General features: G+C 49.1%; 23 protein-coding genes. 8 read left to right on the top strand and 15 right to left on the bottom strand.

Annotated elements, in window-relative coordinates:
- Positions 1–5: 5 nt before the first annotated feature.
- From era to rpoE, 8 genes are all read right to left on the bottom strand, one after another.
- Positions 6–917 (bottom strand): GTPase Era, encoded by a 912-nt coding sequence (gene era, locus ACXAGR_RS02990; RefSeq protein ID WP_349587932.1) that lies wholly within the window; start codon positions 915–917, stop codon positions 6–8.
- Positions 904–1593 carry a ribonuclease III gene (gene rnc / locus ACXAGR_RS02985; RefSeq protein ID WP_119501940.1) on the bottom strand — a complete coding sequence of 230 codons (690 nt, stop codon included), beginning with the start codon at positions 1591–1593 and terminating at the stop codon, positions 904–906. The genes era and rnc overlap by 14 nt, the downstream gene beginning before the upstream one ends.
- Positions 1593–2498: a signal peptidase I gene (lepB, locus tag ACXAGR_RS02980; protein ID WP_474842489.1), complete on the bottom strand. Its 906-nt coding sequence runs from the start codon at positions 2496–2498 to the stop codon at positions 1593–1595. The genes rnc and lepB overlap by 1 nt, the downstream gene beginning before the upstream one ends.
- Positions 2498–4294 (bottom strand): translation elongation factor 4, encoded by a 1797-nt coding sequence (gene lepA, locus ACXAGR_RS02975; protein ID WP_474842491.1) that lies wholly within the window; start codon positions 4292–4294, stop codon positions 2498–2500. Before lepA ends, lepB begins: the two co-directional genes overlap by 1 nt.
- Before the next feature lie 172 nt (positions 4295–4466).
- On the bottom strand, positions 4467–4940 hold the full coding sequence (locus ACXAGR_RS02970) for a SoxR reducing system RseC family protein (RefSeq protein WP_474848048.1): 474 nt from the start codon (positions 4938–4940) through the stop codon (positions 4467–4469).
- The gene (locus ACXAGR_RS02965) at positions 4933–6147 is read right to left on the bottom strand and encodes a MucB/RseB C-terminal domain-containing protein (RefSeq protein ID WP_474842495.1); all 1215 of its coding nucleotides are present in this window, start codon (positions 6145–6147) and stop codon (positions 4933–4935) included. Before ACXAGR_RS02965 ends, ACXAGR_RS02970 begins: the two co-directional genes overlap by 8 nt.
- A gap of 7 nt (positions 6148–6154) precedes the next feature.
- Positions 6155–6745, bottom strand: a complete 591-nt coding sequence (locus ACXAGR_RS02960) for a sigma-E factor negative regulatory protein (protein ID WP_119501945.1) — start codon at positions 6743–6745, stop codon at positions 6155–6157.
- A gap of 96 nt (positions 6746–6841) precedes the next feature.
- On the bottom strand, positions 6842–7420 hold the full coding sequence (rpoE, locus tag ACXAGR_RS02955) for an RNA polymerase sigma factor RpoE (protein ID WP_119501946.1): 579 nt from the start codon (positions 7418–7420) through the stop codon (positions 6842–6844).
- A gap of 220 nt (positions 7421–7640) precedes the next feature.
- On the opposite strand from rpoE, the gene nadB reads away from it, so the two are divergent.
- Positions 7641–9332 carry an L-aspartate oxidase gene (nadB, locus tag ACXAGR_RS02950; RefSeq protein WP_474848046.1) on the top strand — a complete coding sequence of 564 codons (1692 nt, stop codon included), beginning with the start codon at positions 7641–7643 and terminating at the stop codon, positions 9330–9332.
- 11 nt (positions 9333–9343) lie between these two features.
- Here the strand turns inward: nadB and ACXAGR_RS02945 are convergent, their stop codons facing one another.
- The 3 genes from ACXAGR_RS02945 to ACXAGR_RS02935 are packed head-to-tail and all read right to left on the bottom strand — an operon-like array spanning position 9344 to position 10916.
- Positions 9344–10231 (bottom strand): MaoC family dehydratase, encoded by an 888-nt coding sequence (locus ACXAGR_RS02945; RefSeq protein ID WP_474848044.1) that lies wholly within the window; start codon positions 10229–10231, stop codon positions 9344–9346.
- Between the two features lie 6 nt (positions 10232–10237).
- Positions 10238–10678, bottom strand: a complete 441-nt coding sequence (locus ACXAGR_RS02940) for a protein YgfX (RefSeq protein WP_474848042.1) — start codon at positions 10676–10678, stop codon at positions 10238–10240.
- Positions 10665–10916: an FAD assembly factor SdhE gene (locus ACXAGR_RS02935; protein ID WP_119501950.1), complete on the bottom strand. Its 252-nt coding sequence runs from the start codon at positions 10914–10916 to the stop codon at positions 10665–10667. The genes ACXAGR_RS02940 and ACXAGR_RS02935 overlap by 14 nt, the downstream gene beginning before the upstream one ends.
- A 142-nt stretch (positions 10917–11058) precedes the next feature.
- Here ACXAGR_RS02935 and ygfZ point away from each other — a divergent pair, with 142 nt between their 5' ends.
- Together ygfZ and ACXAGR_RS02925 are read left to right on the top strand one after the other, a co-directional pair.
- Positions 11059–12021: a CAF17-like 4Fe-4S cluster assembly/insertion protein YgfZ gene (gene ygfZ / locus ACXAGR_RS02930; RefSeq protein WP_474848040.1), complete on the top strand. Its 963-nt coding sequence runs from the start codon at positions 11059–11061 to the stop codon at positions 12019–12021.
- A gap of 53 nt (positions 12022–12074) precedes the next feature.
- Positions 12075–12560, top strand: coding sequence for an FKBP-type peptidyl-prolyl cis-trans isomerase (locus ACXAGR_RS02925; protein ID WP_303573091.1), 486 nt, complete (start codon positions 12075–12077; stop codon positions 12558–12560).
- Positions 12561–12615: 55 nt separating this feature from the next.
- Here the strand turns inward: ACXAGR_RS02925 and ACXAGR_RS02920 are convergent, their stop codons facing one another.
- Positions 12616–12954, bottom strand: a complete 339-nt coding sequence (locus tag ACXAGR_RS02920; protein WP_119501953.1) for a P-II family nitrogen regulator — start codon at positions 12952–12954, stop codon at positions 12616–12618.
- Positions 12955–13201: 247 nt separating this feature from the next.
- Here ACXAGR_RS02920 and ACXAGR_RS02915 point away from each other — a divergent pair, with 247 nt between their 5' ends.
- On the top strand, positions 13202–13744 hold the full coding sequence (locus tag ACXAGR_RS02915) for a GspH/FimT family pseudopilin (protein WP_303573090.1): 543 nt from the start codon (positions 13202–13204) through the stop codon (positions 13742–13744).
- Here the strand turns inward: ACXAGR_RS02915 and ACXAGR_RS02910 are convergent.
- Positions 13741–14127 (bottom strand): type IV pilin protein, encoded by a 387-nt coding sequence (locus tag ACXAGR_RS02910; RefSeq protein WP_474848038.1) that lies wholly within the window; start codon positions 14125–14127, stop codon positions 13741–13743. The genes ACXAGR_RS02915 and ACXAGR_RS02910 overlap by 4 nt on opposite strands.
- Positions 14128–14210: 83 nt before the next feature.
- Here ACXAGR_RS02910 and ACXAGR_RS02905 point away from each other — a divergent pair, with 83 nt between their 5' ends.
- The 4 genes from ACXAGR_RS02905 to ACXAGR_RS02890 are packed head-to-tail and all read left to right on the top strand — an operon-like array spanning position 14211 to position 16963.
- On the top strand, positions 14211–14720 hold the full coding sequence (locus tag ACXAGR_RS02905) for a prepilin-type N-terminal cleavage/methylation domain-containing protein (RefSeq protein ID WP_474842513.1): 510 nt from the start codon (positions 14211–14213) through the stop codon (positions 14718–14720).
- Positions 14714–15319, top strand: coding sequence for a hypothetical protein (locus ACXAGR_RS02900; RefSeq protein ID WP_474848036.1), 606 nt, complete (start codon positions 14714–14716; stop codon positions 15317–15319). The genes ACXAGR_RS02905 and ACXAGR_RS02900 overlap by 7 nt, the downstream gene beginning before the upstream one ends.
- A complete protein-coding gene (locus ACXAGR_RS02895; RefSeq protein WP_474848034.1) occupies positions 15312–16430 on the top strand; it encodes a hypothetical protein in 1119 nt (372 codons plus the stop codon). Before ACXAGR_RS02900 ends, ACXAGR_RS02895 begins: the two co-directional genes overlap by 8 nt.
- A 14-nt stretch (positions 16431–16444) precedes the next feature.
- Positions 16445–16963, top strand: coding sequence for a hypothetical protein (locus ACXAGR_RS02890; RefSeq protein ID WP_474848032.1), 519 nt, complete (start codon positions 16445–16447; stop codon positions 16961–16963).
- Between the two features lie 6 nt (positions 16964–16969).
- Here the strand turns inward: ACXAGR_RS02890 and ACXAGR_RS02885 are convergent, their stop codons facing one another.
- Both ACXAGR_RS02885 and ACXAGR_RS02880 read right to left on the bottom strand, forming a co-directional pair.
- Positions 16970–17440 carry a type IV pilin protein gene (locus ACXAGR_RS02885; RefSeq protein ID WP_119501960.1) on the bottom strand — a complete coding sequence of 157 codons (471 nt, stop codon included), beginning with the start codon at positions 17438–17440 and terminating at the stop codon, positions 16970–16972.
- On the bottom strand, positions 17440–21507 hold the full coding sequence (locus ACXAGR_RS02880; RefSeq protein ID WP_474848030.1) for a PilC/PilY family type IV pilus protein: 4068 nt from the start codon (positions 21505–21507) through the stop codon (positions 17440–17442). The genes ACXAGR_RS02885 and ACXAGR_RS02880 overlap by 1 nt, the downstream gene beginning before the upstream one ends.
- Positions 21508–21509 lie beyond the last annotated feature (2 nt).

Here is a 21509-nt window from a genome sequence, read left to right as displayed (position 1 = left end):
GTAGATTAATCATCGCCGTAGCCTAATGAACGCAAGGCACGGTCGTCGTCAGCCCAGCCTTGTTTCACTTTAACCCAAAGCTCAAGAAACACTTTGTTGTCGAACAGGTTTTCCATATCTTTGCGGGCCTGCTCGCCGATAGTTTTAATATGATTGCCGGCTTTACCGATGACCATGCGTTTCTGGCTGTCACGCTCAACCAGGATAAGACCGTTAATGCGGTATACCCCGTTTTCCATCATTTTGAATTGTTCTATCTCAACCGTGGTGGAATATGGCAGTTCATCGCCGGTGAAGCGCATCAGTTTTTCACGGATAATTTCCGCCGCCATGAACCGGCTCGAACGGTCGGTAATGTAATCTTCGGGGAAGTAAAATTCGCTTTCCGGCAAAGACTGCTGCACAGTTTCCCGTAACGCATCCACCTGCTTGCCGTTTTTCGCACTGACAGGGAAAATATGCTCAAACGTGTGCAGTGCCGACAGCTTCTGAATCTGAGCCATCAGACTTTCTTTGTCTTCTACCTTGTCGACTTTATTGACCACCAGGTAACAGGGTAAACGGCTGTTTTTCACCTTTTCCAGTACCATGGCATCGTCTTCGGTCCAGCGTGTGCCTTCCACCACAAACAGAACCAGACCCACTTCAGCCAGTGAGCTCGATGCAGCACGGTTCATGTAACGGTTAATGGCCCGTTTCTCGTCCTGGTGCAACCCGGGCGTATCCACGTAAACTGTTTGGCATTGTGCCTCGGTATCGATACCCAAAATACGGTGACGGGTGGTCTGGGGCTTTCTGGAAGTAATACTGACTTTCTGACCCAGGATACGGTTCAGTAATGTAGATTTACCCACATTTGGACGGCCGACAATGGCCACCAGGCCACAGCGGGTATCAACATCTTCATTCAGATGCATGTTCAAGCTTCTCCAACGTTTCTTTTGCAGCTTGCTGTTCTGCTTTACGCCGGCTGTTCCCTGTGCCGAAAACGGGCTTTTCAAGTTGCGCTACAGTGCAACTGACTTCAAAAGTCTGCGCGTGATCCTTGCCGCTTATTCCTACCACTTCATACACCGGAAGAGGTTCACGGCGTGACTGTAAATATTCCTGTAAACGGGTTTTACTGTCTTTCGGGTGTTCATTCGGATCGAGCCGGTCAATACGGGCTGACCACAAACTCAGAATCACTTTGCTGACGGTGTCGATGCCGGCATCCAGATAGATGGCACCCAGTATGGCTTCCACAGCATCAGCGAGGATGGAACTGCGGCGATGACCACCACTTTTCAGTTCACCCTGCCCCAGTTTAAGCAATTCACCTACGCCGGCTTCTTTCGCCATTTCGGCCAGGGTATCGCCCTTCACCAGGGTTGAACGCATGCGGGTCAATTTTCCCTCCGGTACAGACGGGAAACGGGCGAACAGTGCATCTGCGATGACCATGCCTAATACGGCATCGCCCAGAAATTCCAGCCGTTCATTGTGCTTTTTCGCTGCACTGCGGTGGGTTAAAGCCTGCTCAAGCAAACCTTCGTCTTTAAAGCGGTAATCCAGTAATTTTGATAACCGTGCGTATCTGTCGATACCCTGCATTACTCTATGCCACCAATCCGGTTAAATCTGATACCTGTCGGTACCCAACCCGGTAACACGCTGTCTGCCGGACGTTCAAACTCAAAACTGATCCAGATAGCCACGGCTTTTCCTACCAGATTATCATCAGGAACAAATCCCCAGAAGCGGCTGTCACGGCTGTTTTCGCGGTTGTCGCCTAATACAAAGTACTGTCCTTCAGGAACAATCCATTCATTACTGCGGGTACCCGGTTGCGTGTAAAAATTTGACGCCGGAATACTGCGTCCGGGATTGCGCAAAATGTCGTGGGTCACGTCACCCAGTTGCTCGGTGTAGCGCAACAACGGCACCATGTCCTGCACAAATTCGCCGCGCTCTTTAAATTCCAGAGGTACCGGTTGCTGTTTCGGACAGTCGCTGCCGCTTTCACAGTATGGCTTAATAAAAACTTGTTTGTTCTGATACACAATGGTGTCGCCCGGCAGACCCACTACACGTTTAATGTAGTCTACATTCGGATCTTCGGGGTATTTGAATACCACGACATCACCACGCTCCGGTTCACCGGTTTCCAGAAACTTGCTGCGGAACACCGGGTCTTTTAAGCCGTAGGCATACTTTTCAACCAGAATGAAATCGCCTACCAGTAAGGTAGGCATCATAGAACCGGAAGGAATTTGAAACGGTTCGTACAAAAAAGAACGTAACACCAGTACAAACGCGATGACCGGAAAAATTTGTTGTGATGTATCCACCAGCCAGGGCAACTCACTTTGAGGACCCGTTGATGAACCACCGGCTACCGCTTCACCACCTGCGAGCTTTTCCTTTCTTGCCGGTGCCCACAGCAAACTGTCCAGCAGCCAGATTAATCCGGTTGCTACTGTCAGGATCACCAACAAAATTGAAAAATAATTTGCCATTACTTACCTACCTTGAGAACAGCGAGGAACGCATCCTGAGGTAACTCAACATTACCTACCTGTTTCATGCGTTTCTTTCCTTCTTTTTGTTTTTGCAGCAGTTTTTTCTTACGGCTCACGTCACCACCATAACACTTGGCGATAACGTTTTTACGCAGCTGTTTAACTGTGCTTCGTGCAATAATATGGTTACCGATAGCAGCCTGAATAGCGATATCAAACATCTGACGCGGGATCAGTTCACGTAACTTTTCAACCAGTTCACGACCACGGCCCTGACTGTTTTCACGGTGCGTGATCATGGCCAGTGCATCTACACGTTCGCCATTGATGAGTACATCAACACGTACCATGTCAGACTGCTGGAAGCGCTTGAAGTTATAGTCCAGTGAAGCAAAACCACGGCTGGTTGATTTCAACCGGTCAAAGAAGTCCATCACGACTTCAGCCATCGGTATTTCATAGGTTACCGCGACTTGCTTACCATGATAAGTCATGCTGGTCTGCATTCCACGCTTCTCAACGCAAAGTGTGATGACATTACCGAGGTATTCCTGAGGAACGAGAATGTTTGCCTCTACCATCGGCTCGTGAATCTCTTCGATTTCATTCACCGGCGGTAAATTAGAAGGGTTATCAACCTGTATGGTTTCCCCTTTGGTTGTAACAACCTGATAGATTACGGTTGGTGCGGTGGTGATAAGATCAAGATCATATTCCCGCTCCAGACGCTCCTGAATGATTTCCATGTGCAGCATGCCAAGGAAACCAATCCGGAAACCAAAGCCAAGAGCGGCCGAGCTTTCCGGCTCGAAAAACAACGACGCATCGTTAAGGCTTAACTTAGATAATGCATCACGGAAATCTTCGTAATCGTCTGAACTGACCGGGAACACACCGGCATAAACCTGAGGTTTTACTTTCTTAAAGCCCGGCAGCGGCTTGTCAGCCGGTTCACGTGCCAGGGTGATAGTATCACCCACAGGGGCACCGTGGATTTCTTTAATACCGGCAATGATAAAACCAACTTCTCCGGCACGAAGAACACCGGTTTCAGTTTGCTTAGGAGTAAAGATACCCACTTTGTCCGCCTGGTGAGTCTGCCCGTTAGACATGATTTTAATTTTGTCTTTTACGTTCAGTTCGCCCTGTACAATCCGTACCAGAGATACAACGCCCTGGTAGTTATCGAACCAGGAATCAACAATCAGCGCTTTCAGCGGTGCATTTCTTTCACCTTCCGGCGGCGGAACACGGTTAACAATAACTTCCAGTACGTCTTCAATACCCACGCCGGTTTTGGCTGAGCAACGCACAGCATCGATGGCGTCTATGCCGACGATGTCTTCAATTTCTTCTGCTACACGCTCAGGTTCAGCCTGCGGCAAATCAATTTTGTTGAGGATTGGCACCACTTCCATATCCATATCAATGGCGGTGTAGCAGTTTGCCAGAGTCTGTGCTTCTACGCCCTGTCCGGCATCAACCACCAGCAGCGCACCTTCACAGGCTGCCAGTGAGCGGGATACTTCGTAAGTGAAGTCCACGTGTCCCGGCGTATCGATAAAGTTTAACTGATAGGTTTCACCATCTTTCGCGGTGTAGTTCAACGTTACACTTTGCGCTTTGATGGTAATACCACGTTCGCGCTCAATATCCATCGAATCCAGCACCTGTTCGGCCATTTCCCTGTCAGTCAGTCCTCCGCAATGCTGGATAAGACGATCAGACAGTGTAGATTTACCGTGATCGATGTGTGCGATGATGCTGAAATTACGTATGTGCGACTGTTGCATAATGCTGGAAAATGTCCTGCGAGAATTAAGTTAAACAAACCGGATTTTATTTGAACCGGCAAAACCACAATACTTCTGCCCGGGAAAGTTAATACGGCAGCGCAAAGCGTGCGGATTTTACCTATTTCTTCACTGAAAAGCGAATCAGTATACAAGCCTTTTCTGGCTCAGTTCAGGGCTGATGTCGCTGAACGGCTCCGTTAGCAGGAATAGAAGAAAGAATAACAGGACGGAAACGGGTCTGGTCGCGCTTTTTCAGGTAACCTGAAATTACAGTGAAGGCGAGAAAAGTCACACACAGGCTACCCAGTAAAACCCAAAATTCGCCGCTGAGTCCCACAGCCGGCAGCAGTGCAGTTAAGCTCAGCGCACTGGCAATAAAGATAATGAGAGGAATGACGTAAAGCCAAAGAGAAGCAGTCACAATGCCGGCTTCCGGCACGCCGATACTGACTTTGTCTCCAACCTTACAGGGCACCGGCGATTGTAAGGTCAGTTGCTGGGTTTTCGGCGACAATGCGCGGGAAATAACACCGGAGCCACAGTCAGATTGTGCCTGACAGGATGAACAGGTGGTTTTGATAGCGGCTTCAACGGTGATCACATCACCGTCAACCGCAATAACCGTAGCGGTTTCTTTAATCACCGCTGACCTCTTTGAGCTTCAAAGAAGTGGCAATAGCATTGGCCGTCTGCAGAGGAATTTCCCCGATGACTGTCACCTGGGCCTTACCATCGGTGAGAGTCAGAAACGTACTCAGGTCATGGCGCAGGACTAAATCGGAGCCGATGGCGTCACTGGCTGGCTGTACGTATACAGACACATCCACCAGCCCGTCAGAGAACAGTTTGTATTCCACCACTTGTCCAGTCATCGCCAGGCGGCGGATATCTCTTTTCACTTCGACCATACCATCAGGGAGATAATCGACTTCCCATCCTTGCTGACGGTTTGTGGACGGCGTTAAAGCCAGCGGCCTGGGAAGAGAAGCACGGTTCACACGGGCAAAGTACGCAGGCGGCGTGTCTGACATTGTCAGTGATGTAACCTGAATTTGCTCCAGCACATTGCCCTGTAAATCCAGCGTATTAAGTTTCAGCAACATCCCCGACTGTTCGTCCAGCCAAAGCTGGTAACTGAAACGGGTATTATCACGACTGACGATCCTGATCTGCTGAGCTGGCCGGCCGGCCACACGGGCTCTGCCCACAGACACAAACTCGTAGCCTTTGGTCAGAGAAACCGGTTCGTAAAGCAACTCTCCGGGTATAGGACCATTGATATACTGAGAATGCAGACTGTAAGGCTGGGTATCCGGTTCAAATATACTGACCACATCCCCTACCCGGATGAGCTCTCTTCCGGGGCCGTTTTGCAGATTCAACTGCTCAACGCTGGTACCGTCTTCAAGTACACCGTGTCGCCATAAATAGGGCACAGTTTCCTGATTTAACCGGCTGACGACATAGGCCACCTGAAAATTCAGTGTACGGGTCGCTGCAGTCATTTTCTCCAGCCATCCGGTCACCGACTCCGGCTTAACCTGCGCTGATCCAACAGACTCCGGTTCTGCGCTGTCATTGTGTGCTGCGGCTTTCTGGCTGATAGCTTCTTCCGCTGTCACGATAGAATCGGGAGGTAAAATATCCTGAGACACCGGATTCTGAGCATCAGATTCTGCTTCGATTTCAGCAACAACCTGCCGCGAAGCCCCTTCAGTCCCGTTTTCCTGAGCAGGAACAGGAGAAGAAAAAACGATAAAGGAAAATGTGCATGCCAGAAAAGCATGCCCTGAAAACGCGCGTACCAGCTCCACTGGAGCTGGTACGCGTTGTATAAATGATTTTGTCATTTAGCTCTTAATTTGGATTAGCGTCAGACTCAGCACGTTCTTCTACGGCTTTACTTTGATCTTCTGCCTGCTTCAGCTGAATCTGTTGTTCATGGTCAGCGATGATAGCATTGATCTTACGCTTTTTCTCCAGCACAACATTCATATCATTGCGCGGAATCGTACGGGTCTGTTCCAGACTAACCGGAGAAAGACCACCCAGACGGGTATTCGTCTCAAACGTAGAGAACGGTTCTGCAGGTTCAGGCTGATTCATTTGTTGAACACCCAGAATCACCGCCACAGCTACAGAAGCAGCAACGGCGAATTGTCCACCTTGTTTGGCGAATGGCACCACACTACCGACCAGCGGCAATGATTTCCAGCCTGAACGCTTCGGCGCCATCACTGTAGGTTCACTTTCTAAGGCAGCGGCTACCGCAGCAGTAATGTCTAACTGAGGTGCGACCGTGGCTTCTTTACGTAAACCACTACGAATAACATGATATCGCTTCCACTTTGTTTTTAGCTCTTCATCATTAAGGATTGCATCCATGATGTCAGCGCTGTTTGTCTCGCCATCCATAAAGGCTGACAATTTTTCTTGCTGTTGCGTCATATTATAAAATCCTGATCGAAATGATCGTTTACCACCTTAACACAGCTGGTTAGTTCGTTTCATCCCGTGAAAGTTCAATTTCATCGTGAAAAAAAATCAATTTTCTAACAATGGCTGTATGACCTTGTCGATTGCCTCACGTGCCCGGAAGATCCGGGAGCGGACTGTACCGACAGGACACCCCATTACGCTGGCGATTTCCTCATAACTTAAGCCTTCAATTTCCCGCAGGGTAATTGCCATACGTAAATCGTCGGGTAACTTCTCCACAACACGGAATAATGTAGCTTCGAGTTCATCAGACAACAAACTGCGTTCCGGCGTGGATTGCTCTTTCAGCGCATCACTGCCTTCATAATAGTCTGCGTCTTCAGCGTCGACATCATTTGCAGGCGGCTTTCGCCCCTGTGCCACAAGATAATTCTTAGCGCTGTTAACGGCAATGCGGTACAACCAGGTGTAAAACGCACTGTCGCCGCGAAAATTTGGTAACGCGCGGTAAGCCTTGATAAACGCATCCTGAGTGACATCTGCAACGTCACCGGAGTTTTTGACATATCGAGACACCAAATGCATCACTTTATGCTGATAACGGGTTACCAGTAAATTAAATGCATTTTTATCACCGCTTTGTACCTTTTCAACAATCTGTTGATCGGTTATCTGCTCGCTCATCCGAGCTATTTCTCCTTAACATCTACCACATAAACAGCTCATGCAAGCATCAGGTAGACTGCATTATTCCCAATAAGTTCGCAAAAAATGCGGACAATCTTTAAATTATCAATAAATAATATAAGAAAAATCCTGCAGACGCGCGCTCTATGCTTTGCGTTTTGCTGTGCTTCCTTTAGACTTGCCGGACCTTAGCCTACAAGTAAACCGCTAAAATACCATGAAATCAGTGGCTTCTTCACTAACATCAGCGGATCCGAAAGGAATTGAGCACCAATGTGATGTTTTAGTCATCGGCAGTGGTGCTGCCGGATTGAGTCTGGCGCTCAAACTGGCAAATCATTGTAATGTGATTGTGCTGAGCAAAAGCGACCGCAATGAAGGATCGACCCGATACGCCCAGGGCGGTATTGCCGCCGTTTTCGACGAACATGATTCTGTTGAAGCACATGTTGCTGACACATTAAATGCCGGCGCAGGATTGTGTGAAGAAGACGCAGTACGCTTCACAGCCCAAAATGCTAAAGATGCACTGAACTGGCTGATAAATCACGGCGTACCTTTTGATACTGAAACGAATGAGCAGGGTGAGGAGCGTTTTCACCTGACCCGTGAAGGTGGTCACAGTCACCGCCGTATTTTACATGCTGCCGATGCAACCGGTGAAGCGCTGCAAATTACTCTGAATGATGCGGTGTCATCCCACCCCAATATCCGGTTTCTGGAACGGTACAACGCCATCGACTTAATTAAGTCCCGCAGTAATCACCTGCACTGTACCGGTGTGTATGCGTGGAATCTGGAACAGGCCCATGTGGAAGTTATCCGCAGCCGTTTCATTGTGCTGGCCACGGGCGGCGCGAGCAAAGTGTATCAGTACACATCTAATCCGGATGTGTCCAGCGGTGACGGTATTGCCATGGCCTGGCGTGCTGGTTGCCGTGTGGCGAATATGGAATTCAATCAGTTCCATCCCACCTGTTTGTATCATCCTCAGGCAAGAAATTTCCTGATTACCGAAGCACTGCGGGGTGAAGGTGCACAGCTGTGCCATGCTGATGGGACACGCTTTATGACACGCTTCGATGAACGGGGCGATTTAGCGCCCAGGGATATTGTTGCCCGTGCCATCGACTACGAGATGAAACGTCTGGGTGCTGACTGTATGTATCTGGATATCAGTCATAAGCCGGCTGACTTCATTGAAAAGCATTTCCCGAACATTTACCGCAAGTGTCTGTCTGTGGGCATAGATATCACTAAGGAGCCTATTCCTGTGGTGCCTGCCGCGCACTATAGCTGCGGTGGTGTGATGACTGACTTTAATGCCAAAACTGACCTCGATAACGTTTATGCCATTGGTGAAGTAGCTTATACCGGCCTGCATGGTGCGAACCGCATGGCATCAAACTCTCTGCTGGAATGTGTGGTCTACGCCGCAGCTGCCGCGAAAGACATCCTTACTCATTTGCAGGACGACTACACTGAAGAGACGATCGCCCCCTGGGATGAATCACAGGTTACCAATTCAGACGAAGAAGTCATCATTCAACATAACTGGCATGAACTGCGTTTGTTTATGTGGGATTACGTGGGCATTGTCCGCACCAACAAAAGACTTGAGCGCGCACTGCGACGGATCCAGTTACTGAGTCAGGAAATTCAGGAATATTACGCACACTTCCGGGTCAGCAATAACCTGCTGGAACTGCGCAATCTGGTGACGGTTGCGGAACTGATTGTACGTTGCGCAATGAACCGTAAGGAAAGCCGGGGCCTGCATTACAATGTGGACTATCCGGACCTGCTACCGCAAGCCAGACCCACAGTACTCAAACCATTACCGGCCAAATGTCAGCCTGAACCCGGTACACTGGCCACCAGTACGTACCGGGAAGAAGAGCAGCTTTAACAACCGCCGGTTCAGTTTTTCGCTGAACCGGTTTCGCCGGATTTAACGGCCCCTTTTATTAATGGCTCACCATTTGCTGAATTTTCCAACAGGAAATCTGTTGTGCCCTCTCCCCTGCTAATTTTAAGGTCCGCTTTGCCGGGCAAAAAAAGTGGACGCTTAAAATCACAATTTATATCAGTGCTGTGATCAGCTTTATCTGTTTCTGCATAACTCACCGCCATGGCCAGCGTCCACATGCCGTGGGCAATCGCTTTGGGAAAACCAAACAGCTTTGCTGTAAATGCGCTTAAATGAATGGGGTTGGCGTCTTCTGAAATCTTTGCATAACGCCGGCCGGCATCCGCCGGGGCAGAAAAACTAGCAATGCTCTGCCAGCGTTTTGCAACCTCTGTTTCCTCAGAGTGTTTAGCCACTTGCGCTGAAGGCTCCACACCGTCGCCCACATGTGGCGCTTTTACCCGCACCAGATAAGTAGCTTCTGCGCGGTAGCATTCCCTCTCTTGTTGTGTTGCAGTGGTATACATATGAATATCCCAGCCCCGCCGGTGAGGTGTAACCGCAGAAAAACCCGTGCGTAAAGTGACAGGTTTAGACAGCCTGATCCCGCTTTGCTGGCTGATTTGGTTTTTCCTGTGTACCAGGCCAAATAAGGGGAACGGACTTCGCGGGTGTGCCAGACACCGCATCTGCAATGGCAGAGACAGCATCTGCAGATAACAGGGGTGCAGTCTGTCCCCGTGCTGCCAGTGGGTAATATCGCAGTACCGGTGATAATGTGAGGGGTTAATCAGTTGTGTTTTACCCCCATGAACACCCGGCACCGCAGGAGGTTTAAATTGCTTCAGCAATTGTTTGTCAGGCCGGTGCGTCAGCGCCCGGTACAATAAACTCATCATAGTTACTCAATCCCCTTGTGACTGATGCTGAACCAGTCTCACCAGACGACGATAATAAAGCTTCTTACATTCCCCCGGTAACACCCAGCGATTGCAAGCTCTGCCATCATAATCTGTACCGGCAAGGTAAATACCGAAAATCGTCACTTTGCTGCCGGATGATATTGTCTGCGGCCTCACTGTACCGCTGCGGGCCGGCTCATACCACCGGTTTCCGTCAACCGTTATGCTTTCATAACCTTGTCGCATTTTGTGATGCCCGGCAAGCAGGATTAGCAGAGAGAGCGGCACAACAGAGCACAGGAATACGGAAACAGTGTAATCAGGAAACCACGAAGTGGCGCTGGCAGGCAATGACCATATCGCGATGCCTGCAGCCGCAAGAGGGATAGCTACCGCAGCCATCCGGATGGCACGGTAGCGGATAACGAAGCTATACTTTGACACGATCCAGAATGATTTTGACCATTCTTGCCAGCTCAGGGTCTTCACATTTCTGATGGCCCATGAACCAGGCAAACAAATCGGGGTCGTCACAGGTAAGTAAACGTTCAAATAAAACCTGATCGTCGTCGTTTAAGTCGTCGAATGCTTCTTCTACGAATGGCAGAAATAATACATCCAGTTCCAGCATGCCCCGGCGGCATGCCCACTTTAGCCGGTTACGTCTTTTCTCAGTGAACATCAATTAGGACCTCTTCATTGAACGGCAGCACTATACCAGAAGAGTTACGCCGGCTCACCGTACTTTTTGTCAGATTACAAACTTGTGAATTCTAATTCGCCCCCCATAGTTAGAGTTCACGTTTAAAAGTTACGGATGGTTTATGTCAACGCCAGATTCACTTAATGAGTTAGTTTCAGACTTTGTTATTCCTCTGACGGGTTCCACAGTCATTACTGTTGAAGGTGAACAGCAAAATGATTACCTGCACGGGCAACTGACCATCAATGTAAAAAATCTTGCTGACAATACAGCCCGCCATGCTGCGCATTGTGACTTTAAAGGTAAGACATGGTCGCTCAGCACTGTTTGCCGCTGGCAGAACAGCATTCTGATGCTGATGCCATCAGGTTGTGCAGAAGCCTCTCTGGAACAGTTAAAAAAATACGGCGTATTTTCAAAAGTTACCATTGAGAAAAAAGACAGCCAGCTGAAGCAATATGCAGTGAAAGGCAAACAGGCAGAGCAATGGATAAGCGAGTTTTTCGGCTCACTGCCAGAGCAGACACTGGCCACAGTTCAGCACTCTGACGGTGTAGCGATCCGCGCAGATTATCCGCAGGATGTGTTTATTTTGCTTCTCAGTGAAACCGCTGCCGGCACGCTGGAACAATGGCAGGCAGAACAGAACATCCAAACTTACAATTATTGCGTTTATGACGCCTTAATGGTGTCTCAGGGTATTCCTGAAGTCAGCGGTGAAGTGGTTAATGAGTTCGTTCCCCAGATGATGAACGTACAGGCGCTGGACGGCATCGATTTTAATAAAGGCTGCTATATGGGTCAGGAAGTCGTAGCCCGCACACGTTACCTGGGAAAAAATAAGCGCGCGGGATACGTCTTTTGTTTACCCGCGGCAATTGATGTTAAAGTAGGTGATACCGTTGAGAAGGCACTGGATACAGGATGGCGCAGAGGCGGCACTGTTATCCGCTGTGCTACATTGGGCAAAGAGACCTGGTTCATGGCCGTGCTGCCCAACGACACAGAAGCAGACACGCCACACAGACTGGCGGACTCGCCTGACGTTCAGGCATGTTTTTACGCATTGCCATATACTGTATAGCAGGCAATGCAAATTCACGTGTTGAGAAAACACACCCCAAAACAGGAAATATTATGACAATCACGTCAGACAGTGTGGTAACACTACACTATACCGTTTCAACAGAAGACGGCACTACACTGGACTCTTCAGAAGGCAAAAACCCGTTGGTTGTGCTGCTCGGCAGACGCTTCCTGATTGAAGGTCTGGAAGATGCTCTGATGGGCAAAAATAAGGGTGATAAATTCGACGTCGCTGTAGCGCCTGAAAAAGCTTACGGTGAGCGTGCAGATGAACTTGTACAAAGCGTACCTAAGTCAATGTTTGACGGTATGGATGTGCAACCCGGCATGTCTTTCCGTGCTACTTCTGAGGGCGGCGAACAATCTGTGATCGTAATTGAAGTCAGTGAAGAAGAAGTGATTGTGGATGGCAACCACCCGCTGGCAGGCGTACCTTTGAAATTTGATGTGGAAGTAGTAGATATCCGTGAACCGACTCAGGAAGAGCTGGAACATGGTCATGTGCATGGTGAAGGTGGCTGTGGTCATAACCACTAAGCCCTGAACGGAATAAAAGAAGCCGGTGCAGCGTCAGCTCACCGGCTTCTTTGTATCAGATCGCTTCTTCGTTCTGTTCACCGGTACGAATACGGATAGCCGTTTCAACCGTGGTAACAAAGATCTTCCCGTCACCAATCTTGCCAGTTTTTGCTGATGACTCAATGGCTTCAATGGCCTGCTGAACCTGATCGTCTGCAAGTACCAGTTCCACTTTAATCTTTGGCAGAAAATCTACCTGATATTCAGCACCACGATACAGCTCAGTGTGCCCTTTCTGACGTCCAAAGCCTTTTACTTCGGTGACGGTCATGCCGGCAATTCCTACTTCGGCCAGTGCCTCACGAACATCATCCATCTTGAACGGCTTGATAATCGCTTCAATTTTTTTCATAACTTGCTACTCGTTGTTTAGTGAACTGATACGACTAAGTCTATGTCGTTACTGCAATAGTTTACACAAAGATTGCCTGACGTACATAGACAAAGCATCTCTTTGACCTGCAAATTACCACACCGGAACTGCATTTTACTTTGCACGGTAAAGTATAGACATCCAGCCGTTTGCTGTCTTTTATATACGCATTTTCTGTGCATTTCGGTTAATCTGACCTTCGGGTAACTGAATAATTGCAACAGGTATGAACGCGCAAAAAGGACTGTCTCTGATAGAACTGATGATCACTGTAGCCATCATGGCTCTGCTGATCACTGTCGGCGCACCTGCCATGCAGTCCGTTCTCCAGCAAAACAGGGTGATAGCGGCAGTAAATGATATCAGCGGCGCTGTGCGGATGGCCCGTTTCACCGCCATTGATCAGGAGCAGACTACCCTGCTTTGCCCCACATCTGACTACAAAAATTGTTCAAATGACTGGACTCAGGCAAAAATCGTTTTTATGGATGCCAATCTGAATGGTGCCAGAGACAACGATGAACCGCTTATACTCTCTACTGATCCTCTGGGTACCGGCCTTGGACTGGACGGAGTATCAGGCACCCTGACGTTTGCCGCTGATGGCAGTGTCAGCAATGCTGTCACCATCAAAATTTGCCCGTCGTCAAAGGATGCCAAAGCCGCATCGGCCGTGCTGATTACCTTATACGGCCGCGTATCTGTTGCCACAGATGCCAGTGGTAACGGCATTAAAGAAGATCTCAACGGCAGCGATTTGTCCTGCTAATGCCAGCATTTTACAGGCGCATATGTGCCTGCAGCATCCAGCGTCAAGGTATCGCAGCCGTCGTTTAACCCTTTAATCCGGTCAGCACGAAGTACATACCCGCCTGCAGAAACATTAATGACCGTGAACGTATACTTCTTAATGACCGGGGCCGATAACGCCACCTGACCGGCATAACCCGCATTCGCCAGACGAAACCGTATTTGCTCGGCCTGCCACCGCAGCAGCTGACTTCTTGCCTGTTGCCGTTCGTGCCGGTTTAGCAAATCAACGAAGCCGGGAACTGACAATGCACTGAGAATACCGGTGACAGCCAGTGCCATCATCAGTGACATCAGCGTCACACCCCGTTGAGATAAAAAATCTTTCCTTTGGTACAGCATACAATTCCCTGCTCACAAAATAGACTGACATCACTTTATCAAACCGGCAGACCAGTTCGCTGCCGCCTAAAAGGACAGTTGTCATGCGTCAGGGATTTTCGCTTACAGAACTGCTGGCCGGACTTGCCATAACAGCGATAGTCGCGAGTCTTTCTTTGCCTGCTATTCAACATCAATATCGTCTTGGACAACTGACCAGGTTGCTGGATGCAGTACAACTGCAATTTAGACGGGCGCAGTCTGTGGCACTTGCCGGCGGCCAGCACGGTTACATTGCCATCCATGCCGGCACATCCTGGTGTACGGTGGTTACGTCAACGGTGTGTCATTGCAATATTCCTGCGTCCTGCTCAGCCTCAGCACTTTTTAAGCCGGTGAACAGTGGCGGCTACCCGGCCACATCACTGGTTAATAATACTTTTAACCCGGCTCATTTTGCCCGGTTCAGCAAGGGTAGCGGCAAAGCTTCCGGTAATGCAGGCTCCCTGACATTCGATGTGTCAGGACTTCGGGGCAAGATGATTGTAAGCAGCCAGGGCCGCATCCGCGTTTGTCTTGAAAATATGGACTACGGAGGATACCGGGCATGTTAAAAATTCAGGCGGGCTTCAGTCTGTCCGGCATGCTTATTTCCATGGCGACCGGCCTGACGCTCATTGCCACCTCAGCATCACTGATTGCTTCAGTGAAAAACAGTCAGCAACGCCAGACAAGTGCTCTGTTGCTGGAAGATGAAATGGTTCGTGTCACATCGTTACTGCGGCAACAGTTAAGGGAAAGCGGCAAAACGGGAAATTACCTGCAAACGCTCATTCAGTCAGGGAATCCGGATAAAGCGTTCACCTCAAAGCTGGCAAGCGGCGCTTACGGAAATGAACCCGCCGGCAGTTGTATTATTTATGCATCAGATCTCAATCTGAACGGCGTCATTGACAGTCAGCCTGTGAATGAGAGAAGAGGTTTCAGACTCAGAGGCAAGGCGCTGGAAACGCGGATTAACGGCCGCACATGTACTCAATCCGGATGGCAGGATATTACCGATCCAAATTTTGTGACTGTCAGTCAGTTTACTGTGAGTCTGGACAGGAAACAGCAAACCACCGATATCACCGTTTCTCTTGCCATGGGTCTCAAAACAGCCAGTGACATTTCCAGACAAAATACATTTATTGTCACGGTATATCATGATTAGACTGGCCCGAAAACACAAGCAGCAATGCTCCGGCAACAAATTAGCGCCACGCGGAGCAATATGGACAGGTACAGTGCTGCTGCTATTGCTGATTGTTGTACCGGCAGGTGCCACACTGACTGTTATGCTGTCCGGATCTGCTACGCAGTTTCTGTTACGTAAAAATGCAGTAGTTACCCGTGCAGATCTTGCTGGTGATGTGATTCAGGCTCAGGCCGAAATTAATTATGCCGCCAGCTGGCCACCTGCCCCGCTTTCCGGCGCGAATATGGTGTTAAGCCAGCCGGGTGTTCAGACTGTCCGCCATGCAACAGTTCACAACATCACTCTGGATGTCAGCCGCGCAGTGGACAATGGTATGCTCAGCTCCCGTGTGGAACTGACAAAGTTTCCTTTTTTGCTCTCCATTCCGGCCGCACCTGTGGTGTACAACGGTTCAACGCCGTTACTGGGCACATTTGCGCTGTATCTCCCGCCGGCAGGGTCTCATCCGGATTTTGTTTATTCATTGTGGTCCGCAGCTTCTGTTGATATGTCAGTCAATGGCAGGATGACCTGTGCAGATTCATTTACCGGTCAGGACTTATGTCCGGTATCACCGCTGAGTAATACGCCGTTTAAAAGTGCTGATATCAAAGATGCAGATAATAAAATCGCTATACCACCGGGAGATTATCTCTTCGGGCTGGATTTGGATAACGCTGACTTAACCATCATTGCTCTTCTGAGCCGCAATATCTACACGGACTGTCAGGCTCTGCCCGCCACAGATGTCATCGTATATGTAAAAGGTGACTGTACGCTTTCAGGTAACAAAACCCTGGGCAACAATGCGTCGCCTGTGTTGCTCATTATAGAAAATGGTCATATCAAAATGGAAGATAATGCGGTGGTGAACGGCGTTGTTGTCAGTTACAGAAACAACAGCGGTTTTAGCCGTAAAATACAGATTTCAGACAGTGCCATTATTAACGGCAGTTTGCTACTTAATCATCCCGCCACGGCAGACAGTCACCTCCGTGTGGCCTATCACTACACTATTCTGCAAAACCTGCAACACCACCCTTTATTACAACAAACCGGCATAGTACCCGGGACAGCACATCCATGACGGGACAGTTAACGATGAAAGGATTTATACAGACGGAATTGCTGGTGGCATTTATTCTTTTAACCGGCTCTCTCACTGCCAGCCTGATGACCATGCAATCAAGCATTTCTGCAGCGCTGGCACTTCATGACGCAAGTCAGGGATTACTGCTCGCGCAGACACTGGGCAAACAATTGTCAGATACCGGAAGAAACGGTACCGGTGAAATGGCTGACTTTTTTAATCAGGGAAATAACCTGTCAGCCAACGTGGTCAGTGGTACGCATACAGTGAACAGCGGACCGGTTGCGCCGGCAATGCAGTTCACAGTCAGTTGGCAAATCCAGCCCCGCTATATCCATTCAGGAAATGTAACCGGCACTGCGGCAACAGCAGATGTTCCCTGGCCGGTACTGAAATCCGGTACCCTGTCGGTGAAATGGAAAAGTCATGACGGCATTCAAGCCAGTAGTCCGGTCACGGTGAGCAGCCCTCACCCACTCATTTCTGCAGATGTGCGTAAAATCAGCCGGCTGAATGCTTTAACACCATGAGAGGGATCAGCAGGACCAGCAATACTCTGAGCTGTCGATACTGCCGCTGTTATTTTCGTCCCAGGCTTTACGCCCGTCGCTGTAATACAAAATGATACCATCCGATGCCTGACTGGTACCGGACACCGGCGTAGCTTTTATCTCGTAGTCAGTTGCAGAGGCAGCCTGGATGGTCAGGGTATAGCGCTTATCTGAGGCACTTTCAGAGGCCGGTGACCAGTTATTAAAAATAGTTGGTGTACCGGTATCACTACCACCCGATGCAGCGCCCTCATAAGTAAAACCACCGGTATGATGACGTTCCATTGCTGCTGCGAACGCCATCAAATCAGACTGTGCCGTCTTACGGTAGCTTTCCTGAATAACACCCTGATAAGCGGGATATCCTACCGCCACCAGGATGCCCGCAATAGCCACCGCAATCATCAGTTCAATCAGAGTAAAACCACGCATTTCTTTCATTTTATCCTTTTTCATTATTGGCGCTCTTTCTCTGTGGTCCAGCTGTTTTGCTGTACCCGTTCGAAGCGGCCGAAGATATTTTGTGCCAGACAGGCAAAGGCCGATGTGCACTGCTCTTCGTTACCATCCTGGTCGACGCTGATCACTGCAGACACACACTCTGTGCCCAGACAAACTACCGGTTCCACGATTTCCTCAATGAGAATTTTCGTTTCAGGCGCAATACCGGTCTGTTTCAGCTCAGCGTAGCGATCCTTTTCATCAATATCACCGTCATTATTCAGATCATCCACTGCATTACCCGTCAACATATCTACCAGATACGCACGGCTGTTACCGGTAGGTGGCGCACAGTCACTTTCTGAGCTCGCAGCCGGTACATACGTGGTAAAGAAAATTTTGTAATCAATGATCAGAGGTGAAGACAACACTTTTTCCCCTCCGGTAGTCAGCTTTATAAACCAGCCATCTTTCCCTGCAAGCTGGGATGCCGCCACACTTTGTGTGTTGGCGTCTGAACTGCTCAGTAGCGAATTAGTGGCATCGTACAGAGTGGATTCAGTTACGCCTGTGTTAAACACATATTCGCCGTTGCTGTCGTGTTCAAAAACACCTTTGTCTTTAATGAAATAGAAACGGTCATCCACATCTACATCCAGCGGCGAGGCGCGCCAGCCAGAGCCGATAGCGACGCCGTAGAATAACTCATCGCCCAGCGCGATTTCAGAGACATCTGCACCGTAATAGAAACGGCGGTTATCTGTATTGGTTGCCCCGCCTAAATCAGCGATACGGGCACCTTTAACAAAGTCGCTGCCAGTTTTGCCGTTGTAGATATCCATACGGAACAACTGCCCGCCCATGTCTGACACATACATATGGTCTGCATATCCATCGTTATCACGGTCAATCACTGAAATCCGGCTTGGAATGCTGTACTGCATCTCAGCAATATTGAGGTTTGCATCACTGTTACTGGCGTGCCAGAGCAACGCACCGGTATCGGCATCAAACATGTACACAGCATTACCAATACCGTCAGGATCCCTTGTCAGCTTTGTATCGTGACCGTCTGCGTAACCACCACCCACAATCATGACATTCTTTTCGGTACTGCCCATTTTCACTTTGGTAATGGTAGGACGGGACCAGGTTTGTCCCATTTTCTCAAGTCCGGTTGTGCCGCCACGGATTGCAAATACCAGTTTGGGAGATGTTTTGCTGGTTACATCGAATACATAATAATTACTGCCACCACGACGCATGCCAAGATACAGGTAGGTTTTACTGCCGACTGTGCGCAGAACCATATCACCGTCAAGGCCATAGATGTGTGTATACGAAGAGGCATTCTGGTAAAAGTCGTGCAGATTGGCCATCAGCTCTTTCGGAATAATCGCGAAGTTTTCTTTACCGGTGGCGGCATCAAAGGAATGCAGGAACCCCTGATTGGTTGCAACAAAAATGGCTGAATCATTGGTACCGTAGTTAACAATGACCGGCTGAGAGTGAATTGGGTCGCCCATTTGCAGGCGCACATCAGAGGAGTCGCCGTCACCGTCAGAATCTTTAACGTCGACCCCCCGTGACCATTTCAGCAACTCACTTCTCAAGGTTACCGGATTAGATGACGTGGTAATTGCCAGATCTGCGGTGGTAATGAGCGCATTGTTCTCATGCACGGCATTCAGACTGGATGCAATAGAACCCGGTGAGTCAAAGAAATACACATTACGGTTGATATTCATCTGGCTGGCCGTTCCGCCTTCCCTCACATCGTTGCCATCGGCCAGCGTGGACCAGTAGCTGTGAGATGAATCTGAGAAGAATCCTGTTACAGAGTCCACTGCTCCTGCGCCATTTTTATCCAGAATCGTGTCACCGCTAATTTTGTATTTTTTCACGTTACCGGGCCAGATAGTGCCCTCTGATGGCTTAAATAAAGCAAAATACAGCTCGTCTTTGTGGGTCAGACGGTTCATCTGGTTAACGGCCACACCCGGTGACACAAAGGTAGCATTTACATCTTTTACTGAACGCAGGATAGTCTGGAAAGCCGTAAGCAAATCATCACTGTTATCCACCTGATAGAAACCACCGCCGCTTTGCAGCGCGATCTGGTTAAGGAAATTGTTCGCATTGCTGTTGGCAGCAAAACCGATAGTGTGGGTGATAACACGACGGTCTATCACAGACGTTTCGGTTTTACTGATGTTCTTCACCAGGTCCAGACCGCACTTTTCACCACCGGAACCGGTACAGGACTTACCCAGCATAGACTGAATTTTACTGACACTGTGGTTACTGTTTGCTTCACCGTCAGACAGTAACACGATGTGGTTATTGGTCTGACACTGCAAATCTGTGACCGGAGAAATATAGGTTGCACCGGATGGAATGTATTCGTTAATACAATCCGCATCACTCAGGTTGTCATCACTGCATCCGTAAGGACGGACCGGATCTGAGCCGCTGTAAGAATTACGGTGGCTGACACGGGTACTCTTACGCACATCACCTGACACATTGTTGTTACCGCGGGTCAGGCCATAGTCCACAGACAAGCCGCCATAATAGCGGGTTGCCTCGTACAGGGTATCCACAATGGGGGTGTAACCACTGGCTTTAAGTTCGTCCACTTTGCCGATAAGGTGTTCACGTACGGTGGAAGAAACCCCCGGCGTTGCATTGCCGTTAAATTGAATGTAAAGCTGTGGTGCACGTGACGCACTGCCATTCACCGAATAAGCTCCACGGTCACCGTAGAAATCACTTAATATCAGCATTAAATCATTCCCGGCGCTCCAGCCACCACGATTAACCACTTCCTGAACCACGCTGGAAATATCCGGAGTGACATGCTGCCATTTACGATAAAAGGTGGGCATGTTCCAGGTAATGCCACTGGTCTTAGACTTATTTCTGAGCAGATAGCGGCTATAGTTCTTAAAATTCTCAGCATCATTTTCTGCTGATGCTGAAATTTTCATGGACGCACTGCCGCCGTGATAGTCATAACCGGTAAAGACGAGATAAGCTTTATTGATGGTAGCGTCCTTTGGCACATTAATATTGGTAAAACGCATGCCGATGTACGCGTTGTAGTTTGAATTCATGGTCAGCTCAGTACCGGTGGACTGATAGCCATTGTTCTTTTCCTCAGCGTTGTCCCTGGTGGAAGACACCTGAAACAGGCTTTCACCTGAAATACAGCCTGTGGCGGTAGATTCATCATAGGTGACCACCAGCTGCGGTGAGCCTGTGGTGCCGTAATCTGCCGATCTGGCTTTGCGCTCACTGCTGCTGTCAGTACTGCTACCTTCAAGAATAAGACTCAGGTTCTGACCGCCACACCAGCCCGCCTGATCAACGATTTCCTGTATGACTGGTGAAAAATCCGGTGTTGAAATCACATCATCAGTGACGGGAAACTCATTATCAGTGGTCCAGTCAACCTGACTTGCGGTTGTGGCTCTTGATGAGATATCAGATGATGCTGTGGAAAACGGCTGACTGTCGGCCGCAAGTTCACCGCGAATAGTGATCACAGAAGCCGCTGAGTTTAACTGTGAGGACGTCAGACGCATATAAGCGCCGGTAATCGTGGCGCCCTGAGGAATATTTAAACCGGTAAAACGCAAACCGCTTGTTACCGTCGCCGTACCGTAGGTGAAATAAACCGCATTGTTGTTCACATACACCGAACCATTTATCTCGGAAGCATCGTCAGTACTGCCGCCGGTTGACGTGATCAGCTCAGGATTAATGGCTTCGTCAATTCCCTGTAACGGAAAGAGTACTGGGCCGCCATAATCAGAGAAACGCATCAGGCCGGCATTAATATTGGTTGCCTGGTCCAGCGCCGCTTTCAGCGCATTTTGTACTCTGAGCATCCTTGTCTGACTGGTGTTGTCATAAGCCGCCATACTGCCCGATGTATCCATAATGAACAGTACATTCGGCAAATAGGTTTTCGATGAGTCTGCTGTCCCGAGATAAATATCCAGATCGTCACCCCATGCCGCGAAGCCGATGCACGACCACATAAGAAATGAAATAAACCAGCGTGATACTTTTTTCATTT

This window comes from Alteromonas sp. ABH4_457 (genome assembly GCF_056160625.1).
This window is presented reverse-complemented; position numbering and strand designations above follow the sequence as displayed.

Excerpts from the sequence above, each read along its gene's own strand:
- era (WP_349587932.1), bottom strand. The coding sequence starts at position 917 with ATGCATCTGAATGAAGATGTTGATACCCGCTGTGGCCTGGTGGCCATT.
- rnc (WP_119501940.1), bottom strand. The coding sequence starts at position 1,593 with ATGCAGGGTATCGACAGATACGCACGGTTATCAAAATTACTGGATTAC.
- lepB (WP_474842489.1), bottom strand. The coding sequence starts at position 2,498 with ATGGCAAATTATTTTTCAATTTTGTTGGTGATCCTGACAGTAGCAACC.
- lepA (WP_474842491.1), bottom strand. The coding sequence starts at position 4,294 with ATGCAACAGTCGCACATACGTAATTTCAGCATCATCGCACACATCGAT.
- ACXAGR_RS02965 (WP_474842495.1), bottom strand. The coding sequence starts at position 6,147 with ATGACAAAATCATTTATACAACGCGTACCAGCTCCAGTGGAGCTGGTA.
- ACXAGR_RS02960 (WP_119501945.1), bottom strand. The coding sequence starts at position 6,745 with ATGACGCAACAGCAAGAAAAATTGTCAGCCTTTATGGATGGCGAGACA.
- rpoE (WP_119501946.1), bottom strand. The coding sequence starts at position 7,420 with ATGAGCGAGCAGATAACCGATCAACAGATTGTTGAAAAGGTACAAAGC.
- nadB (WP_474848046.1), top strand. The coding sequence starts at position 7,641 with ATGAAATCAGTGGCTTCTTCACTAACATCAGCGGATCCGAAAGGAATT.
- ACXAGR_RS02945 (WP_474848044.1), bottom strand. The coding sequence starts at position 10,231 with ATGATGAGTTTATTGTACCGGGCGCTGACGCACCGGCCTGACAAACAA.
- ACXAGR_RS02935 (WP_119501950.1), bottom strand. The coding sequence starts at position 10,916 with ATGTTCACTGAGAAAAGACGTAACCGGCTAAAGTGGGCATGCCGCCGG.
- ygfZ (WP_474848040.1), top strand. The coding sequence starts at position 11,059 with ATGTCAACGCCAGATTCACTTAATGAGTTAGTTTCAGACTTTGTTATT.
- ACXAGR_RS02925 (WP_303573091.1), top strand. The coding sequence starts at position 12,075 with ATGACAATCACGTCAGACAGTGTGGTAACACTACACTATACCGTTTCA.
- ACXAGR_RS02920 (WP_119501953.1), bottom strand. The coding sequence starts at position 12,954 with ATGAAAAAAATTGAAGCGATTATCAAGCCGTTCAAGATGGATGATGTT.
- ACXAGR_RS02915 (WP_303573090.1), top strand. The coding sequence starts at position 13,202 with ATGAACGCGCAAAAAGGACTGTCTCTGATAGAACTGATGATCACTGTA.
- ACXAGR_RS02910 (WP_474848038.1), bottom strand. The coding sequence starts at position 14,127 with ATGCTGTACCAAAGGAAAGATTTTTTATCTCAACGGGGTGTGACGCTG.
- ACXAGR_RS02905 (WP_474842513.1), top strand. The coding sequence starts at position 14,211 with ATGCGTCAGGGATTTTCGCTTACAGAACTGCTGGCCGGACTTGCCATA.
- ACXAGR_RS02900 (WP_474848036.1), top strand. The coding sequence starts at position 14,714 with ATGTTAAAAATTCAGGCGGGCTTCAGTCTGTCCGGCATGCTTATTTCC.
- ACXAGR_RS02895 (WP_474848034.1), top strand. The coding sequence starts at position 15,312 with ATGATTAGACTGGCCCGAAAACACAAGCAGCAATGCTCCGGCAACAAA.
- ACXAGR_RS02890 (WP_474848032.1), top strand. The coding sequence starts at position 16,445 with ATGAAAGGATTTATACAGACGGAATTGCTGGTGGCATTTATTCTTTTA.
- ACXAGR_RS02885 (WP_119501960.1), bottom strand. The coding sequence starts at position 17,440 with ATGAAAAAGGATAAAATGAAAGAAATGCGTGGTTTTACTCTGATTGAA.
- ACXAGR_RS02880 (WP_474848030.1), bottom strand. The coding sequence starts at position 21,507 with ATGAAAAAAGTATCACGCTGGTTTATTTCATTTCTTATGTGGTCGTGC.